Here is a 23,716-nt window from a genome sequence, read left to right on the forward strand (position 1 = left end):
GAAGCCGTTTCGAATTCGAGGAGAAGCGGAGCAGGTGCAAACGCTCCGGAACAAACAAGAGGGAGAGAGACAGTGAGGAATTTAGGCAATATCGGCCTTGCTGCCGGACTGGCGCTGAGCGTCTCGGCTGCGGCACTGAACGCATACGCTTCCGAGCCCACCGTCCCGCCGGCGCCGGCAACCTTTCCGGCCGAGGGCAAGATCCACTATGTGGCGCGCGACTCCATCCTGGAGTTCAAGGCGCTGCCGCAATATCACGAGCCGGACTGGGTTACCGAGAAATACGTCAAGGCCGGCAAGCTGCCGCCGGTGAAGGACAGGCTGCCGAAGGAGCCGCTGGTCTTCAAGACCGCCAATATGCCTGACGGCATCGGTGTCTATGGCGATACGATGCGTCATGTCATCGGCGGCCGGCCGGAAGGCTGGAACTATGGCGCCGGCCAGACTCAAGGATGGGGCGGCATCGATATCGGCCTTTCCGAATGCCTGACACGCACGGCGCCGCTGTTCCAGGTCGAAGCGAAAGACACCGAGCCTCTGCCGAACCTGGCCAGGAGCTGGGACTGGTCGAAGGACGGCCACACACTGACGATGCACCTCGTCGAGGGTGCGAAATGGTCGGACGGCGTCCCCTTCAATGCCGACGATGTCATGTTCTACTGGGACGACGAGGTGGTCGATCCGAATGTCTCGCCGCTGAACGGCGCAACGCAGGAAACCTTTGGCGTCGGCACGACGCTGAAGAAGATCGACGACTACACCGTCGAGTGGACCTTCAAGGAGGCGTTTCCCAAACAATATCTCTACGCGATGGCCTACGGCACCTTCTGTCCCGGCCCCGCGCACATATTGAAGCCGCAGCACCCGAAATATTCGAAGAACACCTACGAGCAGTTCAAGAACGCCTTCCCGCCGGAATATATGAACATGCCTGTCATGGGCGCCTGGGTGCCGGTCGAATATCGGCCTGACGACATCATCGTCATGCGCCGCAACCCCTACTACTGGAAGGTAGACGAGAAGGGCAACCAGCTGCCTTACCTCGACGAACTGCAGTACAAGCTGTCGACTTGGGCCGACCGCGACGTCCAGGCGGTCGCCGGCTCCGGCGATTTCTCGAACCTCGAGCAGCCGGAAAACTTCGTCGCCTCGCTGAAGCGCGCGGCGGAAGCGAATGCGCCCGCGCGCCTGGCCTTCGGTCCGCGGCTCATCGGTTACAATCTGCGCATGAATTTCTCCGCCAATGGCTGGGGAAACCCGGATGAGCGCGGCCAGGCGATGCGTGAACTCAACCGCAACGAGGACTTCCGCAAGGCCGTCACCATGGCGCTCGACCGCAAGGCGCTTGGCGACTCGCTGGTCAAGGGGCCGTTCACCGCCATCTATCCCGGCGGCTTCTCCTCGGGCACCAGCTTCTATGACCGCAAGTCGACCGTCTATTATCCGTTCGATCTCGCGGGCGCCAAAGCGGAACTCGCCAAAGCCGGCCTCAAGGATACCGACGGCGACGGCTTCGTGAACTTCCCGGCCGGCACCGCCGGCGGCAAGAACGTCGAGATCGTGATGCTGGTCAACAACGACTACGGCACGGACAAGAGCCTCGCCGAAGGCGTCGTCGCGCAAATGGAAAAGCTCGGGCTTCGGGTCGTGCTCAACGGCCTCAACGGCACCCAGCGCGATGCCTCCCAGTACTCCGGCCGCTTCGACTGGCTGATCCGGCGCAACGACCAGGAACTGACCTCCGTCGTGCAGAACACCGAACAGCTTGCTCCCGTTGGCCCGAAGACCAGCTGGAACCACCGCGCCCCGGAAAGCGGCGAGGTCGACCTGATGCCCTTCGAGAAAGATCTGGTCGACATCGTCAACAAGTTTGTCGCGTCGGAGGACAATGACAAGCGCGCCAGCCTGATGAAACAGTTCCAGAAGATCTCGACGGAACATGTCTACAATGTCGGCCTGACGGAATATCCTGGCGCGCTGATCGTCAACAAGCGCTTCTCGAACATTCCGCAGGGCACGCCGATCTTCATGTTCAACTGGGCCGAGGATTCCATCGTCCGCGAACGGGTCTTTGTGGCGGCCGACAAGCAGGCGAAATACGAACTGTTCCCGCAAGAGCTTCCCGGCAAGCCTGGAGACAAAGGCCCGATGGACTAAGGTTTACCTCCCCTGACCAAGACAACTCCGGTCGCGCCGCTGGCGCGGCCGGTCAAAGTCAACCTCCGGACGCACCAAAGGGCGCGATCGGCGAGATGAGGAAGCGGACCGTCCATGTTGCGATTCCTGCTCATGCGCGTAGCGTCGGCGATACCGGTCCTAGCAATCCTGAGCCTCGTCACCTTTGCCATCATCCAGGCCCCGCCGGGCGACTACGCCGACTATATCCGTTCGCAGTTGATCAACCAGGGTGGCGCTTCCTTCGCCGAAGCAGATGCCCAGGCCCAGGCCTATCGCGTCGAGCACGGCCTCGATAAGCCGCTGCCCGTCCAGTACCTCAACTGGATCGGCGGCATCATCACCCGCGGCGATTTCGGTTACAGCCTCTACTACAACAAGCCGGTCGCCGACGTGGTCGGCGAGCGCCTGCCGCGCACGCTCATTCTGGCGCTGGTCTGCCATCTGCTTGCCTCGGTGCTCGGCATCACTTTCGGCATATGGGCCGCGACTCGGCAATACACCTGGATCGATTCGACGCTGTCGGCCATCTCCTTCCTCGGCATGACGGTGCCGCGCTTCCTGATGGCGCTGATCATCGTCTATCTCCTGGTCTTCCGGTTCAACGTCTCGGAGATCGGCAGCTTCTTCTCGCCGCAATATGGCGGCGCGCCATGGTCGTGGGCCAAGTTCGCCGACCTGGTCAAGCATGTCTGGCCGGTGGTGGCGATCGCCACCTTTGGCGGCCTCGCCACAACATGCGCGTCATGCGCGGCAATCTGCTCGACACGCTGAACGCCCAATATGTAGAAACGGCCAGGGCCAAGGGCCTGACCGGCGCCGCCGTCGTCATGCGCCACGCCGTGCCCAATGCGCTGCATCCGCTCGTCATGTATCAGGGCGTGGTGCTGCCCTATATGCTCACCGGCGAGATCGAGACGGCGATCATCTTCGCGCTGCCGACCGTCGGTCCGGCAATCGTCGGCTCCATGGCAGTCGGCGACGTTTATGTCACTGCCACCTTCATGATGGTTCTGTCGGCGACGCTGATCGTCGGCAACATCATTGCCGACATGCTGCTCGTCCTGCTCGATCCGCGCATCCGCCAGTACGGGGAGGGCTAGATGCTGGCCCGCGACACATCGCTGCCACCGCCGCCTGCCGAGGGAACCGCCGTGACCAAACCGGCGCGCGGCAATGAGAGCTATATCGCGCTTGTCTGGCGCCGGCTGAAGCGCTCCTGGACCGGCATGGCCGGTTTCTGGCTCGTCGTGCTTCTGCTGGTGATGGCCGTGTTCGCCGAGTTCATGGCACCGATGGACCCAAAGGCCACCGATGTCGGCTTCGCGCCGCCGCAAGTGCCAAGTTTCCACGACAAGGACGGCAATTTTGTCGCATGGCCGCGGGTCTATGCGCTGTCCGATTCGGCGGACCTCGATCCGGTCACCTTCCAGCCCGTCGTCGGCCCCGACTATGACCATCCGAGGCTGCTTGGCTTCTTCGTGCATGGCGCGCCCTACAAGCTGTTCGGGCTCATCCCGGCGGACCGGCATTTCTTCGGCTCGTTGGACGGTCAGCCGGTGCATTTCCTCGGCACCGACAAGTTCGGCCGCGACGTGCTGTCGCGCGCCATCCACGGCTCGCGCGTCTCGCTGATGATCGCGCTGACGGTCGTCTTCATCATCACCGTCATTGGCACCACCGTCGGCATGGTTTCCGGCTATTTCGGCGGCAGGTTCGACGTCTGGATGCAGCGCTTCGTCGAACTGGTGCTCGCCTTTCCGCAGCTGCCGCTCTATCTGGCGCTGACGACGCTGATCCCGGTTACCGCTCCCACCAACGTCTTCCTCGCCTTCGTCATCATCGTCATGTCGGCACTGGGCTGGGCGCAGATGTCGCGCGAGGTGCGCGGCAAGACGCTGGCGTTGGCGCGGATCGAGTATGTGCGCGCCGCCATGGCGGTCGGCGCCACCGACCGTCGCATCATCATGCAGCACATCTTCCCCAATGTGATGAGCCATGTGATCGTCGCCGTGACGCTGGCGATCCCGACGGTGGTGCTGCTGGAATCCTTCCTCGGTTTCCTCGGCTTTGCCGTCAAGCCGCCGCTGATCTCGTGGGGGCTCATGCTGCAGGACACCGCGACCTATTCCGTCATCGGCACCTATCCCTGGATCCTGTCGCCGGTCGGTTTCGTGCTCGTCACCGTCTTTGCCTTCAACGCGCTGGGCGATGGCCTGCGCGACGCCGTCGACCCCTATTGAGGTGGCTGGGATGACCGTCGCGCTCGCCGAATCCTTCGCACCCGCCGTCCGCCACGACCATGACGGACGCCAGGGCCAGCCCATCATCGACGCCCGCAACATCGAGGTCGCCTTCAAGGTCGAGCACGGCGTCGTCGAAGCGGTCAAGGACATCTCGTTCCAGCTCTATCGCGGCGAAACGATCGCGATCGTCGGCGAATCCGGTTCCGGCAAGTCGGTGACGGCACGCGCCGTCATGGGGCTGCTGTCGCGGCGGGCCACGGTGTCGCCCCGGTCGAGCATCTGTTATGACGGCCAGAACATCCTGAAATTCCCCGAGCGCGAGCGGCGCAAGCTGCGCGGCAACCGCATCTCGATGATCTTCCAGGAGCCGATGAGCTCGCTCAACCCGATCTACACGGTCGGCAGCCAGATCGTCGAGGCGATCAGGGTGCATCGCAAGATGGGCCGCAGGCAGGCACAGGCGCGGGCGCTCGAACTCTTGCAGCACGTGCAGATTCCCGACCCTGTCGCGCGGCTCAGGCAATACCCGCACCAGCTCTCTGGCGGTCAGCGCCAGCGCGTGATGATCGCCATGGCGCTGGCCAACAATCCCGACGTGCTGATCGCCGACGAGCCGACCACGGCCCTCGACGTCACCGTCCAGGCGCAGATCCTGAACCTGATCCGCAGCCTGCAGAAAGAGCTGCGCATGGCGGTGATCCTGATCACGCACGACCTGACCGTGGTGCGTAAATTCTCCGACTACGTCTATGTCATGCAGCACGGCGAAATGTGCGAGCACAACGTCACCGAGCGGCTGTTCGCCGATCCGCGGCATGCCTATACGCGGCGGCTTTTAGCCTCCGAGCCGCGCGGCCGGCCGCAACCGCTGCCGGAAGGTTGCGGCACCATTCTCGAGGCGAGCGGCGTGCGCGTCTGCTTCATGCTTCGCCACGGCACCTTCCTGAAACCGGACTGGCGCGAACTGGTCGCCGTCGCCGACCTCGACCTCAGCCTGCGCCGCCATGAGACGCTGGGGCTTGTCGGCGAGTCCGGCTCCGGCAAGACCACCTTCGGCCAGACCCTGCTGAGATTGATCGACGCCAAGCGCGGCGAGATACGTTTCGACGGCAAGCCGATCCACGGCTTGTCGCGGGCCGAGATGCGGCCGCTGCGTTCGCGCATGCAGATCGTCTTCCAGGATCCGTTTTCCTCGCTCAACCCGCGCATGACCATCGGCCAGATCATCGAGGAAGGGCTGATCGTCAACAGCATCGGGGCGACGCGGCGTGAGCGGGTCGAACGGGTGCGCGACGCGCTGGTCAGCGCCGGCATGCCCGGCGATATACTGTCGCGCTTTCCGCACGAATTCTCCGGCGGCCAGCGCCAGCGCATTGCGATCGCCCGTGCCATCGCATTGGAACCCGAATTCATCCTGCTCGACGAACCGACATCGGCACTCGACCTCTCCGTCCAGGCGCAGATCATCGACCTCCTGCGCAAGCTGCAGGACGAGCGGGGCTTGAGCTATCTCTTCATTTCGCACGATCTCAAGGTGGTGCGCGCGCTGTGCCACCGCGTCATCGTCATGCAGAACGGCAAGATCGTCGAGCAGGGTCCCGTCGATGACGTCCTGTGCCATCCCAAGACCGCCTACACCGAACGGCTCGTCAGGGCCGCTTTCGACGTGGCCTGACCATATGCCGGAGGTTAGCATGGCAAGAAATCCAAGGATCACTTTCATCGGCGCCGGCTCGACGGTGTTCATGAAGAACATTGTCGGCGACGTGCTGCAGCGGCCGTCGCTTTCGGGCGCGACGATCGCGCTGATGGACATCGATCCGCAGCGGCTGGAAGAGAGCGCCATCGTCGTCGGCAAGTTGATCGCGACGCTCGGCGTCAAGGCGAAGGCCGAGACCTACTCCGACCAGCGCAAGGCTCTGGCGGGCGCCGACTTCGTCGTCGTCGCCTTCCAGATCGGCGGCTATGAGCCCTGCACGGTCACCGACTTCGAAGTGCCGAAGAAATACGGCCTGCGCCAGACGATCGCCGACACATTGGGCGTCGGCGGCATCATGCGGGGCCTCAGGACCGTGCCGCATCTGTGGAAGATCTGCGAGGACATGCTCGCCGTCTGCCCGCAGGCGATCATGCTGCAATATGTCAACCCGATGGCGATCAACACCTGGGCGATATCGGAGAAATATCCTGACATCAGGCAGGTCGGCCTCTGCCATTCGGTGCAGGGCACGGCGATGGAACTGGCTGAAGACCTCGACCTTCCCTACGAGGAGATCCGCTACCGCTCGGCCGGCATCAACCACATGGCCTTCTACCTGAAGTTCGAGCATCGCCAGCCGGACGGTTCCTACCGTGACCTCTATCCGGAGCTCGTGCGCGCCTATCGCGAAGGCCGCGCGCCCAAACCCGGCTGGAACCCGCGCTGCCCCAACAAGGTGCGCTACGAGATGCTGAGGCGGCTGGGCTATTTCGTCACCGAAAGCTCCGAACATTTCGCTGAGTACACGCCCTATTTCATCAAGGAGGGGCGCCCGGACCTGATCGAGAAATACGGCATCCCGCTCGATGAATATCCCAAGCGCTGCATCGAACAGATCGAGCGCTGGAAGGGGCAGGCGCAGGCCTATCGCTCGGCCGACCGCATCGAGGTCGAGCAGTCGAAGGAATATGCTTCCTCGATCATGAACTCGGTCTGGACCGGCGAGCCCTCGGTGATCTACGGCAATGTCCGCAACAATGGCTGTATCACCTCGTTACCCCGGGATTGCGCCGCCGAAGTGCCGTGCCTGGTCGATGCCTCCGGCATCCAGCCGACCTATATCGGCGAGCTGCCGCCGCAATTGACCGCACTGATCCGCACCAACATCAACGTACAGGAACTGACCGTGCGGGCGCTGATGAGCGAGAACCGCGAGCACATCTACCATGCGGCGATGATGGACCCGCACACGGCGGCAGAGCTCGATCTCGACCAGATCTGGTCACTGGTCGATGATCTCCTGGCTGCTCATGGCGACTGGCTGCCGGCCTGGGCGCGGGTCAACCGGAAGAACGAGGCCGCTTGACGGTGGCCTACTTCGGACCGTCGTTGTCCGGCTCTTCCTCGTCGTCGCGGGCGCTGATGACATAGGCGCCCTTCAGCCAGCGGTTGAGGTCGATGTCCTTGCAGCGTGCCGAGCAGAACGGAAAGGTGTCGCGCGCCGACGGTTTGCCGCATTCGGGACAAGGGCGCTTTGGGCGCAGCGGCGTGACTTTGGAGTCGGAATTCATGGCCGCGCGGACAGCCAGCCCTGATGGATCTTGAAGCCTTCGCCGGAAAGCAGGGCGACGGTCTCATAGAGCGGCAGGCCGACGATGTTGGTGTAGGAGCCGACCAGCTTCACGACGAACGAGCCGGCGAGACCCTGGACGGCGTAGCCGCCGGCCTTGCCGCGCCATTCACCCGAGGCGACATAGGCGTCGATCTCCTCACGCGGCAGCCGCTTAAAGCGCACCCGCGTCTCGACCAGCCGCTGGCGCAACTTGCCACCCGGCGTGATCAGGCAGATGCCGGAATAGACCCGGTGCGAGCGGCCGGACAACAGCCCGAGGCAGTTGGCGGCATCGTCGAGGGTTTCGGCCTTGGGCAGGATGCGCCGCCCGACCGCGACCACCGTGTCAGCGGCCAGCACGAAGCCTGGCGCATAGTCGGCCTCGGCCTTCAGCGACGCGAATGCCTTCTCGGCCTTTTCCTTCGACAGCCGCTTGGCCAGCGAGCGGGGATGCTCGGCGCGCAATGGCGTCTCGTCGACATCGGCCGGCAGCACGCGATCGGGCTCGATGCCTGCCTGCTGCAGCAGTTCGATCCGGCGCGGCGAACCCGAGGCAAGCACGAGCTTCTGCAAAATGCTCATCGCGCTCCGGCCGGGCTTCGCTTACTTGAAACGATAGGTGATGCGGCCCTTGGTCAGGTCGTATGGCGTCATCTCGACCAGAACCTTGTCGCCGGTCAGCACGCGGATGCGGTTCTTGCGCATGCGGCCGGCCGTATGGGCGATGATCTCGTGTTCGTTTTCGAGCTTCACCCGGAACATCGCGTTGGGCAGCAGTTCCGTCACGACACCCGGAAACTCGAGGACTTCTTCCTTCGGCATTCGATACCTTTGCTTGGATGGCAGTTCCAGCGCCTAGAGCATGATGCCGAAAAGTGTGAAGCGGTTTTCGGACGACATCATGCTCTACTTCTTGGTTTAGAGGCGGATTCAGATTTCAGGTCGAACAGACCTGAAATCATCCGACTCTAGCCGGAATTTCGGCGGAACCTATATGATAATCGTGCGCTTGTGAACACGCTTAATCCGTCGTGTTTTTTGCTTCAGGAAGCAAAAAACGTCGACCTATGCGCAACTTCAGCCGTTCGCGCACGTCGCGATAACTAGCCATGATCTGTTCGCGCGTGCCGGCGGCATTGGTCGGGTCCGGCGTCGGCCAGTATTCGACTTCGACCGCGAGCGAGCGGGTGAGCTCGAGCGCGGCGTGGTGCGCTTCCGGCGCCAGCGTGACGATGAGGTCGAAATAGTCGTCCTCGAGATCGTCCATCGTCCTTGGGTGACGCTCGCCCAGCGACAGGCCCTCCTCGGCGAGCACCGCATCGACGAACGGGTCGCGCTCGCCGGCGCGAACGCCGGCCGAGGCGACGAAGACGGTGGCGGGCAGCACCCGGCGCGCCAACTGCTCCGCCATCGGGGAGCGTACGGCATTCATGCCGCACACGAACAGGATGGAGCGAGGCAGGGCGCCGGGTGCCAGGACTAGCCTCGCCAGTGCAGCACGCAGACCAGCGTGAACAGCCGGCGCGCCGTGTCGAAGTCGATGTCGATCTTGCCGGCCAGCCGGTCCATCAGTGTCTGCGAGCCCTCATTGTGCAAACCGCGGCGCCCCATGTCGATCGCCTCGATATGGCTCGGCGTCGAGGAGCGGATGGCGTCATAGTAGCTTTCGCAGATCATGTAGTAGTCCTTGACGATGCGCCGCAGCGGCGTCAGCGACAGGATGTGGGTGACGACCGGAGTGCCGTCCTCGCGCGACACGGCAAAGACAAGGCGCTGCTCGGCCAGCGACAGTTTCAGCCGGTAGGGGCCGGCGCCACTGTCATTGACGGGCTGGAAGCTGTTCTCCTCGATCAGGTCGAAGATCGCCACCGCGCGTTCATGCTCGACATCGGGCGTCGAGCGGCCGATCGATTCGTCGAGTTCGACATCGATCAGCCTGGCGCGGGTTCGATCGTAGTCCGACATAGTGGCCTACATGTTCAACCGTATGGCGACGGAGCGTCCGTGCGCGTCAAGGCCTTCCGCCTTGGCCAGCGCGATCGCCGCCGGCGCCAAAATTCGCAGTTGCTCCGGTCCAAGCTTGAGGATGGAGGTGCGCTTGACGAAGTCGAGGACGGACAAGCCCGACGAGAAGCGCGCCGAGCGTGCCGTCGGCAGCACGTGGTTGGAGCCGCCGACATAGTCGCCGATGGCTTCCGGCGTATGGCGGCCGAGAAAGACGGCACCGGCATTGCGCATCCGCGACAGGAAGCCCTCGGCATCGTCGATGGCGAGTTCGACATGCTCGGCGGCGATGCGGTCGACCAGCGGCAGCGACGCCTCGATCGTCGGCACCAGGATGACCGCGCCGAAATCGCGCCAGCTCTGGGCCGCCGTCGCGCCGCGCGACAGGCTTTGCAGCTGACGCTCGACGGCTTGTTCGACCGCCGAGCCGAAAGCCGGATCGTCGGTGATCAGGATCGACTGCGCCGACGCATCGTGCTCGGCCTGGGCCAGCAGGTCGGCGGCGATCCAGTCCGGATCGTTGTTGCCGTCTGCCACGACAAGCACCTCCGACGGCCCGGCGATCATGTCGATGCCGACGGTGCCGAACACCTGTCGCTTGGCGGCTGCGACATAGGCATTGCCGGGGCCGACGATCTTGGCCACCGGCCTGATCGTTCTGGTGCCATAGGCAAGGGCGGCGATCGCCTGCGCGCCGCCGACGCGATAGATTTCGGAAACGCCCGCGATGTCGGCCGCGACCAGCACCAGCGGCGGTATGGCACCGCCCGAGGCCGGCACGCATATCGCGATGCGTTCGACGCCGGCAACCTTGGCCGGTATGGCATTCATCAGCACCGAACTCGGATAGCTTGCCGTGCCGCCCGGCACGTAGAGCCCGACGGCCTCGATCGCCGTCCAGCGCCAGCCAAGCTCGACCCCGGCGGCATCGGTGTAGCGATCGTCCTTCGGCAGCTGTCGCTCATGATGGGCGCGGATACGGTCGCGCGCGAATTTGAGCGCCTCGATCGTTCGCGCATCGGCGCCATCATAGGCATTGGCGATCTCGTCCTTCGATACGGCGATACCGACGTTTTCCAGGTCGACGCGGTCGAATCTCCTGGAATAGTCGATCAGCGCCGCGTCGCCCTCGGCGCGCACGCGCGCGATGATGTCGCGTACCGCGGCGTCGACATCGGCCGACACTTCCCGCTTGGTCAGGAGGAAGGCGGCGAAACGCTGCTCGAAATCGGCGTCGGACTGACGAAGCGTAATGGCCATCGGACGCTCAAGCCTTGTGGACGGGACGCGACGTGGCTTCCCAGGCGCCGCCGATATCGGCAAGGCGGGCCTCGATGCACTCGACGTCGAGCATGATGGTGCCGCCGCCCGAAAAGATCAGCTCGACGATGCCGGCCGGCTTGCTGATCTCGATGAAGCTGATCGCCAGCAGAGACAGGATCTCGGCCGGCTTGTCACGGGCGATGCCGTTGGTCTTGACGCCAAGCACGCGGTCGAAATGCAGCACGGCCTGCCGTCGCTCATTGTGCTGGCGAAACAGGCCGGTCCTGGCCTCCCAGACGAAGCGGTTCATGGTCAGCACGAAACGCTTGGCCGCGGGCAGGTATTCGAGGTCACGGATCTTCATCACGGCGTCCTGGACATGGGCCGAGACGATGCTCAGATCCTGATCGTCGAGTGCGATAAGCTTGAGGGCATTCATGCGGATTTCGCACCTGAAAGTTGACTGTTCAGCCTTCTGTTAGAGCATGATCCCGAAAAGTGGAAACCGGTTTTCGGAAAAGATCATGCTCAAACAGGGAAATTGGCGGTCTTTCCGGTCGGTGCGACCGCGCCAGCAACTTCGGTTGGCGCTGCCCCTCATCGCCCTGCCGGGCCCTTCTCCCCGTATAGTGACGGGAGAAGGACGCCTTCACTGAGGATTTCGCCAATATCCAGACGTTGCAGAAAGCGAGCCGACGTTGCGGTCAGCCCCTTCTCGCCGTCACTATACGGGGAGAAGATGCCGGCAGGCAGATGAGGGGCAGCGCTGACTTCGGCGATTGGTCCTTGCCGGTAGCGATTGTTAAGCCGAAATCCGCTCGATCACCGCACCGCAGTTGGACAGCTTTTCCTCCAGCCGTTCGAAGCCGCGGTCGAGATGGTAGACCCGGTTGACCGTGGTCTCGCCTTCCGCGGCGAGACCGGCGATGACCAGCGACACCGAGGCGCGAAGATCGGTCGCCATGACCGGCGCGCCCTTGAGCTTCGGCACGCCGTCGACGATCGCCGTCTGGCCGGACAGCGTGATGTGAGCGCCGAGCCGGGCCAGCTCCTGCACATGCATGAAGCGGTTCTCGAAGATCGTTTCGGTGATGCGCGACTTGCCCTTGGCCATGGTCATCAGGCCCATGAACTGCGCCTGCAGGTCGGTCGGAAAGCCCGGGAACGGCGCCGTCGTCACGTCCACCGGCGAAATACCGGCGCCGTTGCGCTTCACGCGAATGCCGGAATTGGTCTGCGTGATCTCGGCGCCAGTCTGCGAAATCACGTCCAGCGCGGTCTGCAGCAGCTCTGGCCGCGCGCCTTCGAGCACGACGTCGCCGCCGGTCATCGCCACCGCCATGGCATAGGTGCCGGTCTCGATGCGGTCGGGGATCACCCGGACGCGGGCGCCCGACAGCGATTCGACGCCGTCGATGGTGATGGTCGGCGTGCCAGCGCCATGGATCTTCGCGCCCATGGCGTTGAGGCATTCGGCAAGGTTTACGATCTCGGGCTCGCAGGCGGCATTTTCCAGTACCGTCTCGCCCTTGGCCATCGAAGCCGCCATCATCAGCACGTGAGTGGCGCCGACCGAGACTTTCGGGAACACGTAGCGGTTGCCGACAAGCCGGCCATTCCTGGTCTTGGCGATGACATAGCCGGTGTCGACGTCGATGTCGGCGCCCAGCGCCTCCAGGCCTTCGAGGAACAGATCGACCGGGCGCGTGCCGATGGCGCAGCCGCCGGGCAGCGACACCTTGGCCTCGCCCATGCGGGCAAGCAGCGGGCCGATCACCCAGAACGACGCGCGCATTTTCGACACCAGCTCGTAAGGCGCCGTCGTGTCGACGATGTTGCGGGCGGAGAAATTGATGGTGCGCGAATAGCCCTCATTCTGTTTCTCGCGGCGGCCATTGACCGAATAGTCGACGCCGTGATTGCCAAGAATGCGGATCAGCTGCTCGACGTCGGCCAGATGCGGCACGTTTTCCAGCGTTAGCGTGTCGTCGGTCAGAAGCGAGGCGATCATCAGGGGCAGGGCCGCATTTTTCGCGCCCGAGATCGGAATGCTTCCGGCGAGCTTGTTGCCGCCGACAATTCTGATGCGATCCATGGAAGAACGTCCCTCTCGGCCGAAAAAGCCGGTTCAATCGTTTGAGTATCGGCCCGTCTAGACCATTGGCCGGTCTGGTTCAAGAATTTAGGATTTCGACCACCCTTGGCCAAGCGTGGCTGATTTGAGTTAATCTTTTTGCATTTCCTTCGATGCGCCCAACCCATCCGGCCGCTGGTCGGCGTCACCGGTGCGGCGTGAGCGCGATTGCGCCTTGCGCTTCTGCAGATTGGCGCGCAATTGCTCGGCGAGCCGGTCCTTGCGGTCCGTGCCGCCCTTTTTCGGTGGAATTGTCCTATCGCTCATCGTCCCGCCCCGGCCAGCGTCCGGCCAGCGTCCGGCCAGCCTGTCATTTCAGGCATAGCCAACATTGTGGCACCGCCATGTCATTAAAAGGTATCCGGCAAAGGCTTTCACAGATGCGTGGTTCTTGGCCTTGCGCTTGCCGGTTCGATATGGCAGAAGCCCCGCCATCGGCGGCTGCGGTAGCTCAGTGGTAGAGCACTCCCTTGGTAAGGGAGAGGTCGAGAGTTCAATCCTCTCTCGCAGCACCAGATATCCCATTGAAATAGTCGATGCGTTGACGCCGACGGCAAGGGTTCGTGCATCAAGATCGTGGCCACGGAATTGGCCTCCTCGAGGAATCTCGACGAACTCCACTTCTGTCTTGGTTTTATTGAACGACAACGGCGCTCGATGGCCTTCGTTGCCGCAAGTGGTTCGCCCACCTGACTCGTGTTATAGTAATCTGGGGAGACGGCGGACGCGCCGTGAGCGCCCGCCCGCTCCCTATTGTGGGAGGAACCAATGGCGTATTACGTATTGCTCTCGAATTTCACAGATCAAGGCATCAAGACCATCAAGGATACGCAGAAGCGTGCTGAAGCCTTCAAGGCGACAGCCAGCAAAAGCGGTATCAAGGTTCACACCTTATTGTGGACGCTTGGTCAACATGATGTCGTGGCGATTGCCGAAGCCGACGACGACATTGCTGCGACCGCTCTAGCCTTGTCAATCGCATCGCTAGGCAACATCAGAACCCAGACATTGAGGGCGTTCGACACGGCGGATATGGCCAAGATCATGGCAAAGATGGCCTGACCGCCACTGTGCCGTGCGCGGGCGATCGAAGTCGGCCACCGGGCCGAACGACGGGAGGACTCTCTTCCTTGAAACGAAAAGCCCCAGGGCGATGGCTGTCGGATCAGCCTCTAAACCTACCTCTGGCTCCGGCAAGATTCTCAAGGGCCAGAAGTGGGTAGTTTCGAGCGGAACACACTGCCGATGGGCACGTTCGGGACCGTTCTTTGAAAGTGAAACAGCTATCTGCCCCGGGTCGCAATGACAAGGAATAGGTCCTTGCTTTCGATAGAAGCCACAACGCCACGTGCCGAAGTATTTGTTCCAGGCGCTCTGCTGGTCGATCGCCGCCTCTTGCTGGCGGGTTACGCTGCGGACAGGATCGGTAGCCTGTCCGTGGCGGAGTTTGCGGTCGATCACAACGTGGTGGTCCTGTCCTCCAACGCCTTGCCCCATGTCAGAATCTTGAAACGCCGAAATTCGGGATGGTAGTAGGGGTCGTTCTCAACCAGCTTGACAACCTCGTCTCGGCCGTCAGCCTCAACAACCCACAGCCCGCCTACGAACGGCTCCCCCGGGGCGTTTCTCAGGCCGCCACCGATCAGGATCTTGGTCGAATTGGCCCGCAGGTAGTCGAGGTGCTGCGTCCCGAACTTCCGCCTGACATCGAGCATTTCCGGTTTGTCATCGAAGATCACTACCCATCGGGTCATTTTCAATCTCCTCACTTAAAGCTACAGCCCGGCCCTTGGGCTTATCCGCACCCGATCGGACGCGGCCCTGGGCGCACAGCGGGTGGGCGCGGGTCGGTTGTTTCAATTTTCTCTCTCGGCTGATGCCACAATGGGGCTGTGTTGGGGAGCACTTGTTGCCAGTCGGATCCCGGCGCCGGTCAAAACGACCCCTGCAATCAATGAAGCGCCGATTGGCTCGCCGAGAGTCAGGGCGGAGACTAGGATGCCGAGACTCGGAGCCGCCAGCAGCGTCATCGACATTGTGCTCGCCCGAAAATGACGACCGGCTTCCACGACCGCCCAATAAGCGAATGCCGTCGCAACCGGACCAACATAGACAAGCGACGCAACCCCGCTCTCTCCGATCGTCCGAGGGGAGCCCTCGACCAGAATTGCCAGCGGAAACAGCAAGCCCGCTGCGACAAGTGTCTGCCAAGGCGCCAGTGCAAGAGCGGACACCGTGAAGCGATGCGAGCGCACGAAGACGATCGAAATCGCCCATGCGGCAGCCGCACCCATCAGCATGACGTAAGCCAAAACCTGCTCTACGCGATCCGGATGAAGCGAGGGGAGAGCAATCGCCAACACACCCAAAATCCCAAGACCTACGCCAAACATGGCCTGCCTTGAAACATGCTCATGAAGCCACCATCCCGCGAGCGGGACGACCCAGATTGGGGTCGAAAAGGCCAGGACGGAAGCGCGGCCGGGCGGAAGAACCGTCAAGGCAAGACCGGTCAGGGCCGAATAGGCGGCCATCTGCAACGCCCCGGAAACAACGACGAGCGGCCAATCCGGTCGTGGCGGAAAGACAAGCTCACGCCGCGCAGCCAGGAGACCAAAGAGGCAGCAGGCTGCGATGATGTAGCGAAAACAGCCATACCAGATCGGCGGGACGGTCGTGATTCCGATCTTGATGATCGGCCAGCTGATGGCCCAGGTCAAGACAAGCAAAACCAGGAGCCAGCGATGGCCGAAACCGCTCGCTTCGGCGCTTTGAGCAACCATACTTGTCGATTCCTATATATTGGAGATCAGCCTGCCGATCAGCGCTTGGAAGATGGTGGCGCAGGAAGACGCGATCAGAATTTTTCACCGGCTGGCCGCAGGTCAAGCTCGTGCGTCCAGGCGCTACGCTGTTGGCGGTGGAGCTGATAGTAAGCTTCCGCGATAGCCGTCGGCGCCAGGCCGCCTCCCGATTGTGCTTCGCCATCCTCGTCGATCATGCCATCGATGATGACATGGGCTACGTGGAGGCCTTTTGGGCCGAGTTCGCGCGCCATGCTCTGGGCCAGGGCGCGAAGGCCGAACTTGGGCACCGCGAAGGCTGCAAAGCCTGCGCCGCCACGGATGGACCCGGTGGCACCGGTAAAAATGATCGTGCCTCGGCCCAGCGGGAACATCGACGCTGCTGCCGCCCGGCCAACCAGGAATCCGCCAAAGCAACCGGTGCGCCATGCCTCTTCGAAGAGCTTGTCGGAGATGTCGAGAATGCCCGCGCGATCCCACGTTCCGACATTGAACGCCATAAGATTGGGATGACCGAGGTCTTTCGTCACCTGCGCGAACATCGCCGTGACCTGGTCGCCGATCGTGGCGTCACATGCGTAGCCGTGAACAAGGTCGCGGTATTCCGGCGCCTCAGGGGCGCTGCCCTTGCGGGAGATCGCGGCCACGCTCATGCCGGCTTCGGCAAAACGCCGGACCAACGCGTTCCCAAGTCCCGGCCCGGCTCCAACCACGATGGCGACTTCTCTTTCGGTCATCGATCTTCTTCCTTCGACGGCAAGAACGGTCATTTGTGGGATTTGACGTAGCGAACGAAGCCCGCGACGTCGTCGGCGACAAGCCTGCCAATGGCTCCGCTGGAATACACTGCGGTGAGAACCTTGCCGCCTGGATCCAGAACGAAACCAGTGGACTGCAGGTAGCGCGGACTGTCATTGGTGTATGCACCGGTGGCCGCGGCGATTTCGTCCGCATCCGCGCCGTATCCGATCGGAAATCCAAGGCGGTGCTTTTCGACAAGGACCAGGGAGTCGGCCTCGTCATCGACTGACAGGGCAACGACCTTGACGCCGAGCTCGGCGAGCGTGTTGGCGGCGCGCGAAAACGCCGCGAGTTGCGCGTTGCAATATGGGCACTAAGAACCTCGGTAGAGCAGCACGACTCCGAAAGACCCCGCAAGATCGCCGGGCAAGGATCGTGCCGCCGCCGACGGCATTAATCTTGAGAGCGGGGAAGATATCGCCGTTGGACAGCACAGGCATGGGTTCTCCTAAAGAGTGGACTAATCAGTCCAGTCCTAGTTGCTAAATCTCCGCCTGTCAATTAGGATACTGGCCATGGCAAGCATCGAAATCGGACAACCTCTGACCGCCCGGGGGAAAGCGACGCGCGCTCGCATCGTCGAGGCAGCGACCGAGCTGGTGCGTGCCCACGGTGTCGCCAACACCAGCCTCGATGCGGTGCTGGCGGCAAGTGACACCAGCAAGTCGCAACTCTATCACTACTTCGCGGACAAGGACGATCTGGTGCTCGCGGTCATCCAGCGCCAGACCGAGTGTGTTCTCGCAACGCACGAGTCCCATCTGCGCAAGTTGCACTCGTTGGCGGGGCTGCGCCGCTGGCGGGATGCAGTGGTCGAGTTGTCTCGGCAGACCGACTGCGCGGGTGGCTGCCCGCTTGGTTCGTTGGTTTCCGAACTAGCCGAGTCACCGCGCCCTCGCGAACTGCTCGCCGAGAGCTTCGCACGGTGGGAAGCGCTTCTGGTCGCGGGGTTCAGGGCAATACAGGCGCGATCGGGAACGAGGCGGGACTGCGACCTGACCGAACTTGCCACCGTGGTGCTGGCGGCGCTGCAGGGCGGCCTGCTGCTCGCCCAGACCACCCGTTCCACACGTGCCCTCGAACTCGCCCTCGACATGGCCATCGACCACGTCGAGGCACATTTGGCCTGATACATTCCACGCGACAGCGGGTGACTGCCTGGAAGCGGCCTGTCTTGGCTGTGATGGGAATGCCTGCTCTATCCGGGCATCGCCTGGCTGCGTCGTGCGGTCACCAGATCGGCTCCGGACAGATTGCCTGACCCCGGCATTGGCTGCGGAAATGCATTGCCGGCATACCCTTTTCTGTGTGCGGTGTGCCTGAAGTTGGGGCACCACCTGAAAAAGCCGGACATGACGGACTGAGCGACAATCCGTTATTCGCCCATGGTGACTGACCGTTACGGCCTCACAGCAACGTTACCGCCGCTTGGGGATGGGCTCGGCGAGAGCAGAACCGACATCGCCCGGCCAACCTCACGCGGTAGACCGGGCGTAGTGGTGGAGGCACGGTCGATCAGGCGGCTTCAGCGGCGCGAACGACGGGAAAGTCGATATCGGTCTCGGCCACATTGTTGATGAGGTTGGTCAGGAAGTTCTCCGCGACGACGGCGACAATCTCGATGACTTGAGCCTCGGTAAAGCCCGCCAGTTTCACGGCGGCAATGTCGGCGCCCTTCACCTTGCCGCGGGTCTCCGCCACCCTGGCCGCGAAACGCACCGCCGCGTCAGCCTTCGCATCGCCCGACGCGCCCTTGCGGTTGAGGGCGATCTCCTCGGCACTGATCTTTGCCAGGTTGAGGCCGAGATAGGTATGAGCCGACAGGCAATAATCGCAGCCGTTCACTTGGGCAACGGCCAATGCAATGCGCTCGCGGGTCTTTACGTCCAATGCTCTGGTCAGCGCACCGGACAAGCTGGTCATGCCCGCCAGAGCAGCCGGACTTGTCGAAACGAGACGGAAAAGATTGGGAACGACGCCAAGCTGCTTGTTCACGGCGTCTAGAATGGGTTGCGAGGCAACCGGGGCTGCTTCGCGGGTTGGGATGGCAATGCGGGACATTCAGATATCTCCTGTTCGATGATGTCGGTGCGACGGGAGCTACCTATTATCTTCCATCAGGCGAGAATATTGGATACATACAAGATATAACCTCTCATTATTTGGAAGGCGATACTTCATGGACCGTCTCGAAGCCATGTCAATTTTGATCGCCGCGGTCGAAACCGGCAGTCTGTCGGCAGCAGGGCGCAAACTCGGAACACCCCTTCCAACCATCAGTCGCAAGGTTGCCGAATTGGAGGCCTATCTTCACACTCGCTTGCTCGTCCGATCGACACGCCGACTTACCCTGACCGACAGCGGAGCCGCCTATGTCGCCGCCTGCAAGCGAATCCTGGAGCAGGTGGGCGAGGCGGAGCGGACCGCATCCGGCGAATACAACGCGCCAAAGGGCGATCTGATCATTACGGCTCCCGTCGTATTCGGACGACTGCATGTGCTGCCGGCGATAAATGATTTCTTGTCGCACTTTCCGGACATCAACGTGCGGTTGGTGCTGTCAGACCGCAATGTGAATCTCATCGACGACCATGTCGATATGGCCGTTCGAATCGGCCCTTTGCCAGACAGCAGCATGGTGGCGACGCGGGTAGGATCCGTGCGCCGTGTCGTCTGCGGCAGTCCGGCCTATTTTGCCGACCATGGCTTGCCAAACGCCCCGGCCGATCTTTCCGCAGTCTCTTGCGTCACATTCGATGTCCTGGCGTCCGCCACATCCTGGAGTTTTGCCACGCCAGGCTCGAATGCTGAGCAGACCGTAGCCATTCACTCGCGCCTTTCAGTGAATACCGCGGAAGCCGCGATCGACGCGGCCGTCGCAGGCGTAGGCGTCACCAGGGTGCTCTCCTATCAAGCGGCAAAGGCGATCGAGCAAGGAAAGCTGGTGGCCGTTCTTGAAGAGTTCGAGCCGGAACCCATGCCGGTCAGCCTTCTCCATGCAGGTCAGGGGCTTTTGCCCCTCAAGATGCGATCCTGTCTTGATTTTGTGGCCCCGCGTTTGCGCAAAACCCTTCTGCCGCCGAAGCATGACGGATGGCCAATCCGTGATTGACGCACAAGCTAATCTCCCTGGGTTCGCGTTCGAACCGCGGATGCGGCTCATAGCGACCTTGTTCGACACCATTCTAATGCTTATTAAAGGGTTACAATCGCCATCGCTGAAATGATTGGAAGAGAGCCGAAGATGGGTGAGCAAGCGATCGGCGAACTTCGCGACGGTATGCCCTTCGTTGGGGGCAGGCTCTGGATCGACTTCGTCAATTCGGCGACCGCAACAATGGGGGATTTCCTTGAGACACCCGACGGATGGCGCCGTTGGATTGCGGCCGCGGACTTGCCGCCAGAGTCAACAGGGGAAATGCCGGATGTCGGACCCGCGCGTGACCTGCGCACGGCCCTGGCAACCTTGTTGGCGCATCTGATCCGGCAAACCATACCGCCCCAGCAAGCCATCGACGCCGTCAACCGCCATCTGGGGGCAGTGGCCGTCCGCAAGCAACTCCAGATTCGCGACGGCGTGCTGGCCATTGGTGCCGCGACCATGGGTGGCAGTGATGTCCTGGCTGCTATCGCGCAGGATTTTGCCGACTTTGCCGCTGATTTCGAACCACATCGTCTGCGCTACTGCAGCGGACCGGACTGCACGCTGGCCTTCTACGACACGGCTCGCAACGCGACCCGGCGCTGGTGCTCCATGGCCCTGTGTGGCAACCGCCACAAGGTCAAGACGCACCGCGCGAGGAAGCTCGTCTGCGACTAGGCACCAATCGACTCTCTTCGAGCTGTGAACTGGCTCCGTCAGGGCCATCCGAGAAACAAACGGGCGATCGCGCACCGGGTGATGCGTCACGGTATCGTGACGCGTCCCGTTCTGTAACCATTAAAAATGCCGTTGACAGGTTTCGATAGGATCGACACCATTAAAGCGTAAAGTTAACGGTTACAAAGGCTCGCAACATGTTCCAGACGTCATCTCTCCCGGGTGGTTCCGCCCTTTCCCGCTCCTGGCGCGGCGGCTTGACCGGCGCGCTAATCGCTGCCGTGGCTTCGATTCCATCCGTCTTTGCCGGGCAAGCGGCCAACGTCGAGACACTTTCGAAGACAGTGAAGGTGGATGGGCTCGACATCTTCTATCGCGAGGCCGGGCCAAAGGACGCGCCAGTCGTCTTGCTGTTGCACGGTTTTCCCTCTTCCTCGCACATGTATCGCAACCTGATCCCCCGGCTGGCGACACACTACCGGGTCATCGCGCCCGACTATCCAGGCTTTGGCTATAGTTCGGCGCCAACACTTGACCATTTCGCCTATACGTTTGGCGCTGTGACCGACATCGTCGACCACTTTACCCAGGCGGTCGGAGCGAAGAATTATGTGCTCTTCATGCAGGACTATGGTGGCCCCGTCGGCTTCCGACTGGCGCTCAAGCATCCGGAGCGTCTGCGTGGCCTGATCATACAGAACGCAGTCGCAAACGTCGAAGGCTGGAACCCTGACGTGGTGAAGCAGCTTTCGCCTTTCTGGGTGAAACGCAACGCAGAGACGGAAAAGCCAATCCGCGACATTCTCACGCCCGATGCCACCAAATTCGAATACACGCACGGCACCACGCGACCGGACAAACTGTCGCCAGATGCTTGGACCGTCGATCAGGCGGGCCTCGACCGGCCGGGCAATGTCGACATTCAACTCCAGTATTTCCACGACTACCAGACCAACGTCGCTCTCTATCCTGAGTGGGGTGAATTTCTGAAATCGGCACAGCCGCCGCTCCTCATCGTCTGGGGCAGGAACGACCCATATTTCACGCTGAAGGGCGTGGACTATCTCAAGGGGCTGGTTCCGGGTGCGGAGGTCCATCTCTACGACGCCGGTCATTTCGCGCTCGAAACCTATGGTGACGAGATCGCCGCAACCTCGCTCGAGTTCCTATCGCGATTGCCGAAGATCAATTGATCGACTTCGCGGGGGGCCGTCATGTCCTGCTGGCGGTTCCCGAACAAGAGCCGGAGCTCCGATGCGTTTGTCGGAGCTCCATATGCTCTGTCCCGGTCAACTGCACGAGGCTTCATTCACATCGATTTCAAGACATAGGTGTCGTCGAAGTCGGCAAGCTTCGGATACGCGATCGTCGGGGCATGCAGGAGCCCGAGGACGCGTTCGCGGTAACGAACCAGGCACTGCTGGCGCTCGCTGTCGCTGATGCGCGCTGGTGCATGCACGAGGAATGGCTCGATCACGGTGAAGCCGACGAAGTAGAGCATCCCGTGGTTGATCGGGAACAGGATCTCGGCGATTGGGCCGTTTAGTCCGCGGCCGGAATAGATCGGCGGAGGCCCGCCGATTGTGACGGAACACATCGCGCGCTTTCCTGCCAGGACGCCGCGATCATACCATCTGCCGCCGCCATAGATGCGGCCACCCGACGCGAACACTCGGTCAACCCAGCCCTTGAGGATTGCCGGCAGCCCGAACCACCAGAGCGGAAACTGCAGGATCAAAGCGTCGCACCAGAAAAGCTTGTCCATTTCGGCCTGGATGTCTGGAGCGAATCCGTCGTGGGCAGCCGCATTCGCCTCCTCGGACTGCTGGCGGTAGTAGTTCGCGTCCCGAATGGTCGTGAAGTTGCGCCGATCTGATACCGGATTGAAGCTCATGGCGTAGAGATCGGAGACAACGACCTCGTGCCCCGCCGCGGACAGTGCATCCTGCGCCGCCCGGGTTAGGGCGCCGTTGAAGCTGTTGGGCTCCGGGTGGGCATGAACGATGAAGATGCGCACCGTGCTTCCCCGCTGGTCGAGATGTTCATTTTCTGGACGCCGAAAAGGTCCGCTCGGCGACATGGTCGAGCGAGAAGACGCCGGCGCCCCGGGTCAGCACGAGCAGCAGCAGCGAAGCCCACAGCAGATGCTCGGCCCAGTTCTCCGGGAAAACGAAGATCTGGATTACCGATACGACACCGAGCAGCATCAGTGCGCCGAGGCGAGAGAAAAGCCCCAGGAAAAGCAGGACCGACCCCGAGATTTCGGCGGTCGTCGCCAGCGGCGCCGCGATCGACGGATCGATGAAGGGCAGATTGTATTCGTTGGCAAACAGCTGCAGTGTAACCGGCCAGGATGCCAGCTTCGTCTGAGCGGACTGCCAGAAGACATGCGATATCGCGATGCGGGCGGCGAGTTGGATCAGCGAAAACGGAATGCGTTCGGGTAGCTTGATGACGCGCCTGTAGAGGCCGAAAAGGCCTGCCGGGGCGGACGAGGAATATTCTGGTATCGCGGTCATGACTGTCTCCATCAGTTTGAGAGGGGATGCCTCGGGATCCGCACATCCGTAACGAGCCCGTCATTGAACAGGCGCACGAGCGCGGACACGAGATCGAACGCCGGATCGAGAGCGAGGGCACGGCCTGTGGCGTGTTCCAGGCCGAGGCCGTGCTTGAGTGAATGCCGGAACGCGAAATTCGCACGGTCGAGAAGAACCAGACGAACGCTGTCCCCGGCCCGCCACAACGCCACGCGTTGAGGGCGCCTTGTCCAGGCACTGTGCTGGTTGACAACAGCCTCTTGCTGGTGCGCCGTCCAAACGGACAGGATCGACCAGTGCGAAACGATCAGCCGCAGCGATGGCTGCAGCAGGATATCGGGCGAAGGTCCGAGATTGGTGCTGTCATATTCAGCCAGGGTCCGCGGCGGCAGGCAAGCCGCGTCGAGCGCTTCGGCAATGGTCCATTCGAGACGTGCCGTTTCGGCCACGATCGGCATGTCGGAAAGCGTGTCGATCGTCTTCAGGAAGCGCGGGAAGCCGGCGCCATAGCGCGCCAGCCGCGACTCCACGGGCGGATGCCGTCGAATGAACTCGCTGGCCACGAAACGGAAGAACCGTTCGTCGACAAGGCGAACCGTGACGGGAAACACCGCAATC

General features: G+C 62.2%; 25 protein-coding genes, 1 tRNA gene and 2 pseudogenes. 11 read left to right on the plus strand and 17 right to left on the minus strand.

Features of this window, described 5'->3' with window-relative positions; translation table 11 throughout:
• Positions 1 to 72 precede the first annotated feature (72 nt).
• The 5 genes and pseudogenes from OOJ09_RS16790 to OOJ09_RS16810 all read left to right on the plus strand — a co-directional run bounded on the left by OOJ09_RS16790 (position 73) and on the right by OOJ09_RS16810 (position 7,486).
• A complete protein-coding gene (locus tag OOJ09_RS16790) occupies positions 73 to 2,157 on the plus strand; it encodes an ABC transporter substrate-binding protein (protein ID WP_269906242.1) in 2,085 nt (694 codons plus the stop codon).
• Positions 2,158 to 2,271: 114 nt separating this feature from the next.
• A pseudogene (locus OOJ09_RS16795) lies at positions 2,272 to 3,278 on the plus strand (ABC transporter permease).
• Positions 3,279 to 4,418 carry an ABC transporter permease gene (locus OOJ09_RS16800; RefSeq protein ID WP_269906243.1) on the plus strand — a complete coding sequence of 380 codons (1,140 nt, stop codon included), beginning with the start codon at positions 3,279 to 3,281 and terminating at the stop codon, positions 4,416 to 4,418.
• Between the two features lie 10 nt (positions 4,419 to 4,428).
• Positions 4,429 to 6,096, plus strand: a complete 1,668-nt coding sequence (locus OOJ09_RS16805; protein ID WP_269906244.1) for an ABC transporter ATP-binding protein — start codon at positions 4,429 to 4,431, stop codon at positions 6,094 to 6,096.
• A 19-nt stretch (positions 6,097 to 6,115) separates the two neighbouring features.
• Complete coding sequence (locus tag OOJ09_RS16810) at positions 6,116 to 7,486, plus strand: alpha-glucosidase/alpha-galactosidase (RefSeq protein ID WP_269906245.1); 1,371 nt, start codon at positions 6,116 to 6,118, stop codon at positions 7,484 to 7,486.
• A gap of 7 nt (positions 7,487 to 7,493) precedes the next feature.
• On the opposite strand, the gene yacG is transcribed toward OOJ09_RS16810, so the two are convergent.
• From yacG to OOJ09_RS16855, 9 genes are all read right to left on the minus strand, one after another.
• Positions 7,494 to 7,691: a DNA gyrase inhibitor YacG gene (gene yacG / locus OOJ09_RS16815; protein ID WP_269906246.1), complete on the minus strand. Its 198-nt coding sequence runs from the start codon at positions 7,689 to 7,691 to the stop codon at positions 7,494 to 7,496.
• A complete protein-coding gene (locus OOJ09_RS16820; RefSeq protein ID WP_269906247.1) occupies positions 7,688 to 8,314 on the minus strand; it encodes a Maf-like protein in 627 nt (208 codons plus the stop codon). The genes yacG and OOJ09_RS16820 overlap by 4 nt, the downstream gene beginning before the upstream one ends.
• A gap of 21 nt (positions 8,315 to 8,335) precedes the next feature.
• A complete protein-coding gene (infA, locus tag OOJ09_RS16825) occupies positions 8,336 to 8,554 on the minus strand; it encodes a translation initiation factor IF-1 (RefSeq protein WP_006200926.1) in 219 nt (72 codons plus the stop codon).
• Between the two features lie 199 nt (positions 8,555 to 8,753).
• A complete protein-coding gene (locus OOJ09_RS16830) occupies positions 8,754 to 9,224 on the minus strand; it encodes a low molecular weight phosphatase family protein (RefSeq protein ID WP_269906279.1) in 471 nt (156 codons plus the stop codon).
• Positions 9,212 to 9,697 (minus strand): UPF0262 family protein, encoded by a 486-nt coding sequence (locus OOJ09_RS16835; protein WP_091579908.1) that lies wholly within the window; start codon positions 9,695 to 9,697, stop codon positions 9,212 to 9,214. The genes OOJ09_RS16830 and OOJ09_RS16835 overlap by 13 nt, the downstream gene beginning before the upstream one ends.
• A 6-nt stretch (positions 9,698 to 9,703) precedes the next feature.
• Positions 9,704 to 10,996, minus strand: a complete 1,293-nt coding sequence (gene hisD, locus OOJ09_RS16840) for a histidinol dehydrogenase (protein WP_269906248.1) — start codon at positions 10,994 to 10,996, stop codon at positions 9,704 to 9,706.
• 7 nt (positions 10,997 to 11,003) lie between these two features.
• Entirely contained in the window at positions 11,004 to 11,438 is a 435-nt protein-coding gene (locus OOJ09_RS16845; RefSeq protein WP_269906249.1) for a DUF2948 family protein, read from the minus strand.
• A 363-nt stretch (positions 11,439 to 11,801) separates the two neighbouring features.
• Entirely contained in the window at positions 11,802 to 13,094 is a 1,293-nt protein-coding gene (gene murA / locus OOJ09_RS16850; RefSeq protein ID WP_269906250.1) for a UDP-N-acetylglucosamine 1-carboxyvinyltransferase, read from the minus strand.
• Between the two features lie 129 nt (positions 13,095 to 13,223).
• Positions 13,224 to 13,400, minus strand: a complete 177-nt coding sequence (locus OOJ09_RS16855; RefSeq protein WP_269906251.1) for a hypothetical protein — start codon at positions 13,398 to 13,400, stop codon at positions 13,224 to 13,226.
• 173 nt (positions 13,401 to 13,573) lie between these two features.
• Between OOJ09_RS16855 and OOJ09_RS16860 the strand changes: the two genes are divergently transcribed.
• Together OOJ09_RS16860 and OOJ09_RS16865 are read left to right on the plus strand one after the other, a co-directional pair.
• A tRNA-Thr gene (locus OOJ09_RS16860) sits at positions 13,574 to 13,648 on the plus strand.
• Between the two features lie 253 nt (positions 13,649 to 13,901).
• A complete protein-coding gene (locus OOJ09_RS16865; protein WP_269906252.1) occupies positions 13,902 to 14,195 on the plus strand; it encodes a GYD domain-containing protein in 294 nt (97 codons plus the stop codon).
• Between the two features lie 395 nt (positions 14,196 to 14,590).
• On the opposite strand, the gene OOJ09_RS16870 is transcribed toward OOJ09_RS16865, so the two are convergent.
• The 4 genes and pseudogenes from OOJ09_RS16870 to OOJ09_RS16885 form a co-directional block, all read right to left on the minus strand.
• Positions 14,591 to 14,887, minus strand: coding sequence for a YciI family protein (locus OOJ09_RS16870; protein ID WP_269906253.1), 297 nt, complete (start codon positions 14,885 to 14,887; stop codon positions 14,591 to 14,593).
• 102 nt (positions 14,888 to 14,989) lie between these two features.
• Positions 14,990 to 15,916, minus strand: a complete 927-nt coding sequence (locus OOJ09_RS16875) for a DMT family transporter (protein ID WP_269906254.1) — start codon at positions 15,914 to 15,916, stop codon at positions 14,990 to 14,992.
• A gap of 74 nt (positions 15,917 to 15,990) precedes the next feature.
• Entirely contained in the window at positions 15,991 to 16,707 is a 717-nt protein-coding gene (locus OOJ09_RS16880) for an SDR family NAD(P)-dependent oxidoreductase (RefSeq protein ID WP_333474472.1), read from the minus strand.
• Positions 16,704 to 16,991 (minus strand): annotated as a pseudogene (locus OOJ09_RS16885) (peroxiredoxin); the annotation flags it as partial. The pseudogene OOJ09_RS16885 and the gene OOJ09_RS16880, both read right to left, overlap by 4 nt.
• A 262-nt stretch (positions 16,992 to 17,253) precedes the next feature.
• On the opposite strand from OOJ09_RS16885, the gene OOJ09_RS16890 reads away from it, so the two are divergent.
• Positions 17,254 to 17,868 carry a TetR/AcrR family transcriptional regulator gene (locus OOJ09_RS16890; protein WP_269906256.1) on the plus strand — a complete coding sequence of 205 codons (615 nt, stop codon included), beginning with the start codon at positions 17,254 to 17,256 and terminating at the stop codon, positions 17,866 to 17,868.
• Positions 17,869 to 18,253: 385 nt separating this feature from the next.
• Here the strand turns inward: OOJ09_RS16890 and OOJ09_RS16895 are convergent, their stop codons facing one another.
• Positions 18,254 to 18,799, minus strand: a complete 546-nt coding sequence (locus OOJ09_RS16895; RefSeq protein ID WP_269906257.1) for a carboxymuconolactone decarboxylase family protein — start codon at positions 18,797 to 18,799, stop codon at positions 18,254 to 18,256.
• Positions 18,800 to 18,917: 118 nt separating this feature from the next.
• Between OOJ09_RS16895 and OOJ09_RS16900 the strand changes: the two genes are divergently transcribed.
• The 3 genes from OOJ09_RS16900 to OOJ09_RS16910 all read left to right on the plus strand — a co-directional run bounded on the left by OOJ09_RS16900 (position 18,918) and on the right by OOJ09_RS16910 (position 21,751).
• A complete protein-coding gene (locus tag OOJ09_RS16900; RefSeq protein WP_269906258.1) occupies positions 18,918 to 19,850 on the plus strand; it encodes a LysR family transcriptional regulator in 933 nt (310 codons plus the stop codon).
• 132 nt (positions 19,851 to 19,982) lie between these two features.
• A complete protein-coding gene (locus tag OOJ09_RS16905; RefSeq protein WP_269906259.1) occupies positions 19,983 to 20,558 on the plus strand; it encodes a CGNR zinc finger domain-containing protein in 576 nt (191 codons plus the stop codon).
• 257 nt (positions 20,559 to 20,815) lie between these two features.
• The gene (locus tag OOJ09_RS16910; protein ID WP_269906260.1) at positions 20,816 to 21,751 is read left to right on the plus strand and encodes an alpha/beta fold hydrolase; all 936 of its coding nucleotides are present in this window, start codon (positions 20,816 to 20,818) and stop codon (positions 21,749 to 21,751) included.
• A gap of 116 nt (positions 21,752 to 21,867) precedes the next feature.
• Here the strand turns inward: OOJ09_RS16910 and OOJ09_RS16915 are convergent, their stop codons facing one another.
• The 3 genes from OOJ09_RS16915 to OOJ09_RS16925 all read right to left on the minus strand — a co-directional run.
• Entirely contained in the window at positions 21,868 to 22,575 is a 708-nt protein-coding gene (locus tag OOJ09_RS16915; RefSeq protein ID WP_269906261.1) for an NAD(P)H-dependent oxidoreductase, read from the minus strand.
• A 25-nt stretch (positions 22,576 to 22,600) separates the two neighbouring features.
• A complete protein-coding gene (locus OOJ09_RS16920; protein ID WP_269906262.1) occupies positions 22,601 to 23,077 on the minus strand; it encodes a DoxX family protein in 477 nt (158 codons plus the stop codon).
• Positions 23,078 to 23,088: 11 nt separating this feature from the next.
• The coding region (locus tag OOJ09_RS16925; protein WP_269906263.1) for a putative DNA-binding domain-containing protein at positions 23,089 to 23,716 on the minus strand (628 nt) is incomplete at its 5' end.

Origin of the sequence: Mesorhizobium qingshengii (assembly GCF_027563465.1) — a bacterium.
Lineage (GTDB): Bacteria > Pseudomonadota > Alphaproteobacteria > Rhizobiales > Rhizobiaceae > Mesorhizobium > Mesorhizobium qingshengii_A.

Coding starts and splice junctions, on each gene's coding strand:
- OOJ09_RS16875 (WP_269906254.1), bottom strand. CDS start 15,916: ATGGTTGCTCAAAGCGCCGAAGCGAGCGGTTTCGGCCATCGCTGGCTC.
- OOJ09_RS16900 (WP_269906258.1), top strand. CDS start 18,918: ATGGACCGTCTCGAAGCCATGTCAATTTTGATCGCCGCGGTCGAAACC.
- OOJ09_RS16835 (WP_091579908.1), bottom strand. CDS start 9,697: ATGTCGGACTACGATCGAACCCGCGCCAGGCTGATCGATGTCGAACTC.
- OOJ09_RS16920 (WP_269906262.1), bottom strand. CDS start 23,077: ATGACCGCGATACCAGAATATTCCTCGTCCGCCCCGGCAGGCCTTTTC.
- OOJ09_RS16845 (WP_269906249.1), bottom strand. CDS start 11,438: ATGAATGCCCTCAAGCTTATCGCACTCGACGATCAGGATCTGAGCATC.
- OOJ09_RS16810 (WP_269906245.1), top strand. CDS start 6,116: ATGGCAAGAAATCCAAGGATCACTTTCATCGGCGCCGGCTCGACGGTG.
- OOJ09_RS16895 (WP_269906257.1), bottom strand. CDS start 18,799: ATGTCCCGCATTGCCATCCCAACCCGCGAAGCAGCCCCGGTTGCCTCG.
- OOJ09_RS16880 (WP_333474472.1), bottom strand. CDS start 16,707: ATGACCGTTCTTGCCGTCGAAGGAAGAAGATCGATGACCGAAAGAGAA.
- OOJ09_RS16890 (WP_269906256.1), top strand. CDS start 17,254: ATGGCAAGCATCGAAATCGGACAACCTCTGACCGCCCGGGGGAAAGCG.
- OOJ09_RS16865 (WP_269906252.1), top strand. CDS start 13,902: ATGGCGTATTACGTATTGCTCTCGAATTTCACAGATCAAGGCATCAAG.
- OOJ09_RS16905 (WP_269906259.1), top strand. CDS start 19,983: ATGGGTGAGCAAGCGATCGGCGAACTTCGCGACGGTATGCCCTTCGTT.
- OOJ09_RS16855 (WP_269906251.1), bottom strand. CDS start 13,400: ATGAGCGATAGGACAATTCCACCGAAAAAGGGCGGCACGGACCGCAAG.
- yacG (WP_269906246.1), bottom strand. CDS start 7,691: ATGAATTCCGACTCCAAAGTCACGCCGCTGCGCCCAAAGCGCCCTTGT.
- infA (WP_006200926.1), bottom strand. CDS start 8,554: ATGCCGAAGGAAGAAGTCCTCGAGTTTCCGGGTGTCGTGACGGAACTG.
- OOJ09_RS16820 (WP_269906247.1), bottom strand. CDS start 8,314: ATGAGCATTTTGCAGAAGCTCGTGCTTGCCTCGGGTTCGCCGCGCCGG.
- OOJ09_RS16800 (WP_269906243.1), top strand. CDS start 3,279: ATGCTGGCCCGCGACACATCGCTGCCACCGCCGCCTGCCGAGGGAACC.
- OOJ09_RS16870 (WP_269906253.1), bottom strand. CDS start 14,887: ATGACCCGATGGGTAGTGATCTTCGATGACAAACCGGAAATGCTCGAT.
- OOJ09_RS16805 (WP_269906244.1), top strand. CDS start 4,429: ATGACCGTCGCGCTCGCCGAATCCTTCGCACCCGCCGTCCGCCACGAC.
- hisD (WP_269906248.1), bottom strand. CDS start 10,996: ATGGCCATTACGCTTCGTCAGTCCGACGCCGATTTCGAGCAGCGTTTC.
- murA (WP_269906250.1), bottom strand. CDS start 13,094: ATGGATCGCATCAGAATTGTCGGCGGCAACAAGCTCGCCGGAAGCATT.